The organism is Streptomyces colwelliae, from assembly GCF_048158785.1.
In the GTDB taxonomy this organism is placed as follows: domain Bacteria; phylum Actinomycetota; class Actinomycetes; order Streptomycetales; family Streptomycetaceae; genus Streptomyces.
On record NZ_JBLTJC010000100.1, the window covers coordinates 20965 to 31616 of the forward strand.

General features: G+C 65.3%; 6 protein-coding genes and 1 pseudogene. 6 read left to right on the forward strand and 1 reads right to left on the reverse strand.

What is annotated here, in order from left to right; all coding sequences use genetic code 11:
• Nucleotides 1–195: 195 nt before the first annotated feature.
• Nucleotides 196–591 (forward strand): DUF6234 family protein, encoded by a 396-nt coding sequence (locus ACNFOC_RS21875; RefSeq protein WP_416960789.1) that lies wholly within the window; start codon nucleotides 196–198, stop codon nucleotides 589–591.
• A gap of 71 nt (nucleotides 592–662) precedes the next feature.
• On the opposite strand, the pseudogene ACNFOC_RS21880 reads toward ACNFOC_RS21875, so the two are convergent.
• Nucleotides 663–1280: pseudogene (locus tag ACNFOC_RS21880) on the reverse strand (helix-turn-helix domain-containing protein); the annotation flags it as partial.
• Between the two features lie 267 nt (nucleotides 1281–1547).
• Between ACNFOC_RS21880 and ACNFOC_RS21885 the strand changes: the two are divergent.
• The 5 genes from ACNFOC_RS21885 to ACNFOC_RS21905 all read left to right on the forward strand — a co-directional run bounded on the left by ACNFOC_RS21885 (nucleotide 1548) and on the right by ACNFOC_RS21905 (nucleotide 10088).
• Entirely contained in the window at nucleotides 1548–1937 is a 390-nt protein-coding gene (locus ACNFOC_RS21885; protein WP_416960784.1) for an AlbA family DNA-binding domain-containing protein, read from the forward strand.
• Nucleotides 1938–1954: 17 nt separating this feature from the next.
• Nucleotides 1955–2179 (forward strand): hypothetical protein, encoded by a 225-nt coding sequence (locus tag ACNFOC_RS21890; protein WP_416960785.1) that lies wholly within the window; start codon nucleotides 1955–1957, stop codon nucleotides 2177–2179.
• A 563-nt stretch (nucleotides 2180–2742) separates the two neighbouring features.
• A complete protein-coding gene (locus tag ACNFOC_RS21895; RefSeq protein WP_416960786.1) occupies nucleotides 2743–8937 on the forward strand; it encodes a DNRLRE domain-containing protein in 6195 nt (2064 codons plus the stop codon).
• 18 nt (nucleotides 8938–8955) lie between these two features.
• Nucleotides 8956–9129 carry a hypothetical protein gene (locus ACNFOC_RS21900; protein WP_416960787.1) on the forward strand — a complete coding sequence of 58 codons (174 nt, stop codon included), beginning with the start codon at nucleotides 8956–8958 and terminating at the stop codon, nucleotides 9127–9129.
• 524 nt (nucleotides 9130–9653) lie between these two features.
• Nucleotides 9654–10088 carry an MmyB family transcriptional regulator gene (locus ACNFOC_RS21905; protein WP_416960790.1) on the forward strand — a complete coding sequence of 145 codons (435 nt, stop codon included), beginning with the start codon at nucleotides 9654–9656 and terminating at the stop codon, nucleotides 10086–10088.
• The last annotated feature ends 564 nt before the right edge of the window (nucleotides 10089–10652 follow it).

Below are 10652 nucleotides of genomic sequence, written 5' to 3' on the forward strand. Positions count from 1 at the left end.
CCGAGTTCGAGGGGTAGGCGCGGAAGCTCACCGTGCTGATCACCGACGGCGAAACCGATCTCAAGGACCACAGCGCCTGTACCACTGAATCTTGAGCGCTCGCCACGGATCTTTGACCACGGCGCGTGGGGAGTGTCCAATCACGCCCCCGCACCCATTTAAGTATGGATACTCATGACACCGCGTGCATGTCGGATGGATTCTGGCCGGGTGAGTACAGATCCTGAACGTACTGGTCGGGCCGTGGCCGTGTCCGTGGGCCTGGCTGTTGTCGAGCTGTTAGCTCTAGGCCTGATCTGGTTTTTCTGGATTTCGTCCTACTGGTCGACCTTTGACGCGCAGGACTACGGCGCACCGCCGGGTCCCTACCTGCAGAAGGCTATGTTCGTAGCGGCAGCCGCCCTGGTCGCAGCTGTTGTAGCCGGAGTCCGCCGGGTACCTGTGGTTGCCGTCACCCAACTTGTCATGGCCATCGCCATTTGCGCGGCCCTGAGCGGCGCGAAGGTCGCTGGTGAACGCATTTACGAGTCCTCCTACCGGGATGCCTGCCTCTCAGGTCTGGCGTGTGACGCACCTTCGCCCCCGCGATGAGCTGTTCCTGACGCAGATCAGGCTCCCACCGGTCCAGGCACGTTGGGCGCTGCGGCGGCCCCGACGGTCAGGCCCGCGAACGCGGCGAAGTCGCCCGTCACCTTGCCGCGGCCGATGCCGGCCTCGTTGTCCCAGACCAGCATCCGTGGGACCGCCCTCCAGCCGGTCAGCAGCTTCCAGTGCCCGTCGATCAGGTCGCCGGTGGTGCGGGTGGGCAGCATCCGTGCGGCGATGATCCGCGAGTAGCCGGACACCATCACGAGCACGGGCGGATGGCCGGACTGGCCGTATCCGAGCGGGATGTCGACGGGCGGGAACCACAGGTCGCACTGGGCCAGCTCGCCGGGCTGATAGGTGGTGCGTGAGACCGGATCGACGGGCAGATAGGCGGGGCGCAGCTCGCGTACGCGTTCCTTGAGGACGGTCATCCCGCGGTCCCAGCCGATCCGTTCGGCGATCACGGTCGCGGGCATCGTCGGGGTCTGCTTCAACAGCTCCCGGATCTGCGGCTCGACCGCGTCGACCGCCGAGCCCTTGGCCGGCCGGGAGTAGACCGGCGGACGGTCGGTGGCCAGGGCCCGCTTCACGGTGTTCTTCGAGATGCCCAGCTGCCGGGCGATCGCCCGGATCGGCATCTGCTCGGCCCGGTGCAGCCGGCGGATCTCTGCCCAGTCCTCCACGGAAATCACCCTCTTCTCCTGACCTTCGATCAAGATCAGGTTGGTCAGAGGACCACGAAGTGGGTCAGTTTTGATCCGCCGTCAGAGGGTCACGATTCACCCGACGCCGACAAATTCCCCTTCCATCGCCGCAGGGGCTCTGCCCTCGCACCTCAGGGCGAAGCCTCTGAGCCTCTTTCGGCACGTCAGACGCCGCATCGCGACCTTAGCGAAGCAGCTACCGCGAGAGGCCCGCAGCCGATAAAGCACCACAAACGATCAGTAAACCAGTCCCTCATGAACACCGCCGACAGCCGCGTCAGGATCGTCACCCTGCTCGCCCAGCAGAGGCCCGAAGCCGTCAAGGGCATGACGGAGTCCGAGTGGGTGGACTTCAAGAGCGTGGGGCAGGCGGGTCCCTATGACCTGAGCCAGGATTCGAAGAAGTACGAGTTGGCCAAGGACGTCGCGGCCTTCGCCAACGCCGACGGCGGCCTTCTCGTGTGTGGGTTCAAGGCGACGCGGCGACCGACCGATCTCCACGAGACCGTTGTGAAGCTGACCCCCTTCGAGAAGAGGCTGGTCAACACCGACTCCTCCCGCTGGATCCTCACCGCCTGTTGTTCCTGCCCGGCCTCGGGATGCAGGCTCGCGATCCCCGTAAGCGGGCCGACCATCGCGCGGTGATCCCCGGCGGCGTAGGAATGGGGCTCGTTCAGGTCACTTACGACGTGGCCGACGCCTTCGTTGCCCACCACCCCCAGCACGACCCTTGGCGCTACTGGCAGCCCTCCGGGCCACGCCAGCCTTCGCCCTGGAACGGCGACAGTCCCTCGGCGCCGATGTACACCCTGGAGTACGACACCCTGGCGCCCGAACTAACGGTGGAGCGTCGCTGGCTCACCGAGCATTCGACGACGAACGCCTGATTCCTACGCCTCGGCGTTGCGTTGCCCACATGCCCAACGAGCCCCCGAACCCCGGCGCCTCACCAGCTCGAAGTCCACGGCCACACGCCCACATCGCACGCACCGAGCGGGCCGCCACGGGACCCAGGGCACGCTGCACCCCACCTCCCGAGTCGCTGGCATACCTCTCACCGCATCGATGCCCTACTCCGCTCCGATCACTGCCGTCGTTCTTCAGATGGCGCGACACCCGCCTCGCCCGCTTGGGGCACCCAAGGGGGACTTGTCGAATTCTTCACGATTACTCCGCCTCCTCCTCCATATCTCAGGAAAATTTTTGATGCAGCCCAGGGGGCTGACTTACGAACCCGCGACCGTCGAAATGTTACCCATAGCACGCAATACGCTTAATAGGGGCACTCGTCGAGGGTGAGGTCGGACAGGAGCATTCCCATCTCTTTGCCCGCCCACGGGTTGGGTATGGCGTTCTCTTTCAACTCGCACGACCACAATTCAGCCAGCCGTGAAGATCAGCTCGTTTCTGTTGACTCCGAATCACGGAGTGTCAGGGGAGGGAGCTGATCGTGCGTCACAGACCTGTGGCCCATGGCAGATCGAGAAGAAGACCGTTCCGGACGCGCAGGCTGCGGCAGATCGCCATCGGTGTGGTGATGCTGGTCGCGGCCGAGACGACATTGGTGTCGCAGGGCACCGGAGTGGCGTTCGCCACTGAGGCGGCAGCCTCAGCGTCCGAGTCCGCGCAGTCCGACTCAACTGATTCATTGGGGCCTGCTCAGGCGCAGGACGAGGCGTCAGCGGTGCTGATGGCCCGTCTGCAGGACCGGAACATCGAAGTGTTGTCGGCCCGGACGGCTGAGTCGACGACGTACGCGCTGCCCAGCGGGGAGCTGGAGACAGAGGCGTACGCAGGTCCGGTGCGGGTGAGGCAGGACGGCAAGTGGAAGGACATCGACACCTCGCTGTCCGACACCGGTGCGGACTTGACACCAGCCGCCGCTGCGGCTGATATCGCGGTTTCCGACGGCGGAGACACCCAGCTGGCGTCGGTGACGAAGGGCAATGAGTCCTTCGGGTTGGGCTGGGAAGACAAGCTGCCCACTCCGGACGTGAAGGACAGCACCGCCTCCTACGACCTGGGCAGCGGCCAGAGTCTGTCGGTCACCGCGCTGGCGCAGGGCTTCTCGGAGAACATCCAGCTCACCCAGCAGCCGGACAACGACACGATCTCCTACCGGATTCCGCTGGACCTGGACGGTTTGAAACTGTCGCAGGCAGACTCCGGGCACCTGCTGCTCAAGAACAGTGATGGCGACCTGGTGGCCGAGGCCCCGGCACCCATGATGTGGGACTCGTCCAAGGACGAGGCATCCGGCGAGTCAGCCAACCAGGAGCAGGTCACCACCAAGGTCGAGACCGCCGACGACGGTTCGCAGACCCTGGTACTCACCCCGGACAAGGACTTCCTGGCGACCGCGACCTACCCGGTGACGGTTGACCCGACCTCGACGCTCGCGGTGACCACGGACACCTGGGTGCAGAATCCGGATTACCCCGACTCGCAGGTGTCCTCGCAGGAGCTGAAGTCGGGCACCTACGACTCCGGTACGGATACGGCCCGTTCGTATCTGAAGTTCGACGTGTCGAAGTTCGCCGGCAAGCACATCACCGCGGCCACGATGTCGCTGTACAACTATTACTCGGCGACCTGCGACACCGGTGGCTCGGCCACCCTGGCCAAGCGCATCACCTCGACCTGGACGTCCTCGGCTATCACTTGGGGCGTGCAGCCATCGACGACCACGACGGGTCAGGCGAGCAACACCGGCCACTGGGGCGGCTCCACCTGTTCGGCGAACTGGTCGAACTGGAACCTGCAGACGATCGCGCAGGCCTGGGCGGACGGTTCGACCAACTACGGCCTTCAGATCCGCGCCGACAGCGAGAGTGACTCCACCACCTGGCGGCGCTTCCGCTCGGCGAACTACACGACCTCCGGCTATGCGCCGAAGCTGGTCGTGACCTACAACTCGTACCCGACGACAAGCGCGCTGGCGATCTCGCCGAGCGCGGTGAACGCCTACAGCGGCAAGCGGTACGTAACGACCTACACCCCGACGCTGTCGGCGAAGGTGACGGATGCGGACGGCTCCACCGTCAAGGGCCAGTTCGAGATCACCAACGACCCGTCGTACAGCGGTGAGACCTCCTATTCCTATACCGGTACCTCCGCCTCGGTGGCCTCCGGCGGCACCGCGAAGCTGGCCATCCCGAGCGCGAGCCAGCTGGCCGGAGCACATTTGCGCATGCGGGTGCGCGGCTACGACGGCACGGACTACGGGGCCTGGTCCTCGTACATCTACTTCGTGCCGAACGTCGCCAAGCCCGCGGCGCCGACGATCTCGTGTGCCGCGTATCCGTCCAGCACGTGGTCGGACAAGGTCACCAGCACGACGTGCACCTTGGCCACTTCGTCCAGTGACGGCGCGGGGTACGAGTGGGGCTTGGACGACTCCAAGATGCCGAACACGGCGCTGGACACGACCGACGGCAACGGCGGGGACACGCAGACGGTGACCATCAAGCCGGCCGACGGCTGGCACACGCTGTACGCGAAGACCATCGACTCCGGCGGCAACATCTCCACCTCCCAAACCTCGTACGGCTTCGGGGTGGGCAAGGCCAGCCTCAACTCTCCGACGACCGGGGACACGACGGACGGCGCCGTGACGTTGGCGTCGACTCAGTCGGGGGCGTTCAACGGCGTGACGTACCAGTATCGGGTCGGCGAGACGGACTCCTGGCACAGCGTCCCGGTCGCGGATGTCACCAAGTCCTCCGACGACTCCGCGGTCTCCTCGTGGCCGCTCGCGTTCTCGGCTTCCGACCAGCCGGACGACCTGGACTGGACGACCACCGCCACACTGGCCGATGACGGTCCGGTACAGGTGCGGGCGCTGTTCACCGACGGAACCAACACCTACGGCACTGATCCGGCCACAGTCACCATCGACCGCAAGGCGAACAACGCTCCCTCCAGCGATGTGGGACCGGGCAGCGTCAATCTGCTGACCGGTGACTACAGTCTGGATGCGACCGATGCCTCCGCGTTCGGAGCGGCGGTCACCCGGTCCTTCTCCTCTCGCGATCCGCAGGCGGCCGCCGGGCAGGATGGTCAGGTCGCGATCTTCGGCCCGAACTGGACTTCCGGCATCACCGCGGCGACTTCCGACTGGGCGTACGTCAAGGAGACGTCCAGCACCTCCGTGTCGCTCGTCGGCTCCAACGGTGACGAGACCGGGTTCACGCTGACCAGCGCGGGCGGCTGGACTCCTGAGCCGGGCTCAGAGAACCTGACGCTCACCGGCAGTCTGTCCGGCAATTCGTTCACGCTGAAACAGTCCGACGGCACCACGGCCACGTTCAACAAGGTGTCCGGCTCCGCCACTTGGCAGATCGCCACCTCCTATCAGGCGGCGGACAATTCGGCGAACACCACAACGGTGGTGTCGCAAGCCGCCCCACTCTCCGACGGGGAAATCCTGGCCGAGCCGAAGTACGTCATCGCTCCCACCGGCGCGGTCAGCGCGGCGGCATGCGCGGCCGATCCGTCCACGGCGGGCTGCCGGGTCATGGAGTTCGTGTACGCCACTTCCACGACCGCAACCTCCTCGGCCGCCGGTAACTACGCCGGCCTGGCGCAACAGATCAAGCTGTGGGCCACTGCGCCCGATGGCACATCGTCCACAGCCACCGTGGTCGCCGCCTACGACTACACCAGCGGTGGGCAGCTCTCCGACTCCTGGGATCCCCGGCTCAGCAACCCTCTGAAAACGTCGTATGCCTACGACAGCGTCGGACGAGTCATCACCGAGACGGACCCGGGCCAACTGCCATGGACGTTCACCTACGGCAAGGTCGGGAACAACAGTGACGCCGGAGACGGCATGCTGCTCACGGCTTCCCGTCCGACGCTGACCCCGGGCACTGCTTCCACCAAGGACGGCGGTACCGCCACCACCAGCGTCGTGTACGACGTTCCGGTCTCTGGTGACTCGGCGCCCCACGCGCTGGACGGGGACACCACGGCCACTTGGGGACAGACCGACAACCCCGCCTACGGCGCCGCGGTCTTCCCAGTCGGTTCGGTGCCGTCCTCGCACGACGGCACCGCACTCGCGTCAAGTGCCTACGACACAGCCACCATCAGCTACCTGGACACCAACGGCCGGGAGGTGAACACAGCCTCCCCGGGCGGGCACATCGCCACCACCGAATACGACGCCCAGGGCAACGTCATCCGGGAACTCACAGCGGCCAACCGCGAACTGGCACTTTCCAGCACCACGAGCGACGATCCACTGCTGGCAGGAGCGGTCTCGGCGGCCAGTACCACCGTGGATGCCGCCGACCTGCTGTCCACGATCACCACGTACACCACGGGCACCGACGGGTCCGAGGTGGAATCAGCCGATCTCGGACCACTCCACACCATCACACTCCAGCACGCCCTTGCTGGAGCCACTGCCGACGCCAACCTCGCCGCGGGCAGTCAGACGCTGGCGCGCGCCCACACGACGTACACCTACGACGAGAACCGGCCCAGCGACGCCACCGTCTCCGACCTGCTCACCTCCACCATCACAAGTGCCGCTGTCCCTGACTACCCGTCCGACGGTGACGCGTCTGCCGCAACCAACACCTACGACTGGACCACCGGGCGGCAACTGACCAGCGTCACGGACCCCTCCGGGCTCGCGCTCACCACGACCTATACCTACGACAGCAACGGCAACCTGCTCACGGAAACCTCCCCGGACCAGAACTCCACCACCAAAACCGTGACCACCTACTGGTCGGCCACGGGTACCGGCACCTGCCAAGGACGCCCGGAATGGGCGGGGCTGATCTGCCAGGACGCGCCCGGTGCCGGTATCACAGACGCCGGCAGCAACCCCGACGAACTGGTCACCAAGCACTACACCTACGACCGCTACGGTCAAGTCCTCACGCTGACCGAGACCGCCAACAGCTCGACCCGCACCACCACGTACACCCGGGACGCCATCGAGCGGGTAACCAAAACAGCCATCAGCGGAGGCACTGGCACAGCCACCCCTGACACCGACTACGTCTACGACAGTTCCACAGGGCTGTTGACCGGCGAGACAGGCAACTCCCAAAGCATCACCCAGACTTACGACGCACTCGGCCGTCTGATCTCCTACGCGGACGGGGCCGGCAACACCACGACCACGGCCTACGACCCTCAGGACCGCCCGGTCACCGTCTCCGACTCCGTGCCCTCCACCACCACCTACACCTACAACGCGACCACGGGTCTTCCGGCCACACTGACCGACTCGGTCGCCGGCACCTTCACCGCCACCGGCTACGACGCCAACGGCAACCTCACCGGCGAAACCCTGCCCAGCGGCTACAAGCTCACGCAGAGCTACAACAGCGTCGGCGAACAGACCAGCAAGGACTACGACGACTCCTCCGGGACCGCCGTCGTGCACGACCAGGCCGACTACACCGCCGCCGGCGCAGAGGCCGACCACAGCGAGAACAACGGCGCCAGTACGAACACCGGCTACACGTATGACGCCGCCGGACGCCTTACCCAGGCCCAGGACGACACCGGCGACACCTGCACCACCCGTGGCTACGGCTTCGCCAGCAGCGCCAGTTACGACCGGACCTCTTCCAGCACCGCGGTCAGCACCACCGACTGCGCGGACACCACCGCCGACACCACGACAACCACCACGGCGAGCCACACCTACGACACCGCCGACCGCATCACCGACAGCGGCTACACCTACGACGCGTTCGGCCGCACCACGGCCATGCCCGACGGCACCGCCCTGGCGTACTACACCAACGACCTCGTCCAGCAGGAGACCACCAGCACCACTCGCCAGACCTGGAGTCTGGACGCCGCAGAGCGTCTGGCCGGATGGGTCACCCAGACGAAGGGCAGCGACGGAACATGGACGACATCCGCCACCAAGACGAACCACTACGCCGACTCCAGTGACATCCCCACCTGGATAGCGGAGGACACGAGCGGCACAGTCACCCGCAACATCGGAGACCTCACCCACGGCCTGGCCGCCACCAGCACAGGCACCGGTGGCACCGTCCTTCAACTGGCCAATATTCACGGCGACGTCGCAGTCCAGCTCGCTGTCGCCACCAGCGCCGCCACCGCGTACACCTACGACGAATTCGGCAACACGGTCACAACGGCCCGCTATGGGTGGTCCGGCGCGGCCCAACGCTCGTCCGAAACTCCCACCGGACTCGTCCTCATGGGTGTCCGCCTCTACAACACCACCACGGGGCGCTTCCTTCAAACCGATCCTGTGGCCGGCGGGAACGCGAACGCCTACGACTTCGTCTACCAGGACCCGGTCAACAATTCCGACGTGTCCGGCAAGTTCTCGATCCGCTTCCATTGGACATACGTCTCCATCAAGTTCAACAAGAAGCAAACCTGGCAAATAGCCTCCACGCTGGGGATCGGTTCACTCGCGAGTCTCAAACACGGAAAGGCACTCATCAAGTACGTCGTCAAACGGTTCGGCATCGTCGCCTTCGAGGTAGCGGATCTCGCTGATGGCGTTGGTGAAGTTGCAATCGTCCTGGGCGTGTACGCGTGGTTGGCGGCTGAGGCGGGGAAATGCCTGGAGCTCCGAATCCCGTATAGTCCGTGGCTCACTCACAAATGGCCAGTCGCCGTCGTGCGCTGTTAGAGGGTTGGGGATGTGGGTATGAAGCGAAGCGAAATGCGTGACGGTGCACTCCTGCTGTTCGTCGCGTTCCTGGAAGGCTCACTGATCGTCACCGGGAAGATGTCCGCGCCCTGGGCGATCGGAGTGTCCGTCATCTACCTGATATTCCTGGCCTCCTACGTGCGGAGCTTCGTGCGCCGACGGCGCCCCTGACCCGTACCCTGCCCACCTGGCAGCCTTCCCACAGCGGCGGCCCACTGGATCCCTCAGTGGGCCGCCGCTCGCGTGAAACGTGCTGATGTCAGTAAGCATCGGCACAGTGGAAGGCGCGAATGCCCGCAGGCTCCGCCTCGCCCCAATCTGGGGCTGCCGGACCGAGGGCCCTCCTACATGAAAATTTAAGAGTCCTTAAATTACCTGACCTCGGTGCAGGAAAACCGCACTCGCAACCAAAGAGTGTTGCACAAGACAAGGCCGTGATCTGAGCATCTACGTTGCACGGCTGGGGGGGCGAGCGATCGTCAATTTCTGTGGACCGGTTCTACCGCCTGGCTATGCACTAAGGTGTTCGTGAAATATCTGCCAGGTTCCGGTCTTTTCCGACCCTTGCATCCAACAAGCGTCCAGAACGCGTCCCCCGAGGGGCACGCACAACCAGTTCAAGGATCCTCTCCCCAGCTGGGGAGAGGATCTCGAAACGATGCGCAGCGGATTTCCCTTCCTGGGCGAGCATTCCCCTGCCATCCGAGGACTGCACTCTGAACCAGTTCCTCAGCCCTACCGCGGCCGACTACATGCCCGAACTGGACGACCAGGTCGCCAAATCCGTGGCCCTACTGCGTACCGAGGCCGGACGCGATCCGTACAACCGGGACTTGACCGACCTCATCGGTGAACTCTCCACTCGCAGCGAGGAGTTCCGCACTCTGTGGGCCGCACACGAAGTGCGCCTTCACCACACCGGCGTCAAACGCTTCCGCCACCCCGCGGTCGGTGACCTCGCCCTCGCCTTCGAGGCGATGCCCATCCCGACCGACCCCGGCCTCACCCTCACGGCTCTCAGCGCGGAACCCGGGACACCCTCCCACGACAGTCTCAAGCTCCTGGCCAGCTGGGCCGCCACCCTCGATCAGAACGACACCGCGACCGCCGACAACGGACACAGCACATAGCGCAGCTCCCGAACGCCGGCATGAGCCCCACCACGGCCACACAGCCCGCCAGCGGATCCATCACCTCCTACAACGACAGCACCGGCACCACCGACCTCGTCATCGACTCCAGCGGCTACCACACCTGACAGACACACCCCCTTGAGGTGGTTGGGGCCAGGCCGACATGCGGCGCGGATGCCGATCCACGCTCAGGCTGCCACCACCACCCGCCTTCGCATTGCTGCAGGAGAGGTCGAGCACCTCTCAAAGGCCGCCGCTATACCTGGGTTCTGGGCCGTTTCCTCTTCGGGCCGTTTGCTTGCCCCTCGGCCACCGCCAGACGTTCTCTCAGCAGCCACCTACTGCCGCTGAACGCCCAGTGCCCCATCGGCACACAGACCGACGCCGCCCTACCCAGGCCCGCACAACCAGCAGAAGCGCGGAGTCCAGTTCCTTGGCCACATCGGCCGGAGTTGGCGAACATGAGCGCGGTAGCGGGAACCCGCATCTGGGCCGCCATGGGCGACTGGAACCGCGACCCGAGCAATCTCGCCATCAGACGAGGTTGGCACAGCGCGACCG